The organism is Acinetobacter sp. TUM15064 (genome assembly GCF_008980265.1).
In the GTDB taxonomy this organism is placed as follows: Bacteria; Pseudomonadota; Gammaproteobacteria; order Pseudomonadales; family Moraxellaceae; genus Acinetobacter.
In genome coordinates this window covers 1-527 of record NZ_BKFU01000185.1, presented here as the reverse complement: position 1 = coordinate 527, position 527 = coordinate 1, and the positions used below count along the sequence as shown (strand labels likewise).

Below are 527 nucleotides of genomic sequence, written 5' to 3'. Positions count from 1 at the left end.
AAGCTGGCTATAGCGCTGCTGAGACAAACGGCGCACATCATTTGCATCACCCACAATTGTTGGGTGGATAAAAACAAGAAGGTTACGCTTCACATTACTTCGAGTATCCGAGCGGAATAATCTACCTAAGTATGGAATACTGCTTAACCCAGGAATACCTTGACGGTTAAATTCAACATCGTCAGATACTAAGCCACCCAAGACTACTGTCTGTCCATGCTCAGCCAATACGGCTGTTTTTATAGCACGTTTGTTTGTAATCAAATCGGCAGCCTGCCCCTTACTCGCCTGAACATTTGAAACTTCTTGTTCAATTTCAAGTCGAACTGTGCCATTTTCACCTATGTGAGGTATAACTTTTAATGTCACACCGACATCTTTACGTTCAACCGTGGTGTAGGGGTTGATCCCCGTACTGTTTGTAGTGACCGATCCTGTTACAAATGGAACGTTCTGACCGACAACAATATAAGCTTCTTCATTATCCATCGTTACAATAGAGGGGGTAGACAATAAATTAGAAGCTG

1 protein-coding gene is annotated in these 527 nt (G+C 42.9%); it reads right to left on the bottom strand.

Features of this window, described 5'->3' with window-relative positions; genetic code table 11:
- Positions 1–527, bottom strand: a 527-nt coding sequence (locus GBI16_RS18335) for a type II secretion system protein GspD (protein WP_404814623.1), incomplete at both ends; no start/stop codon positions are given.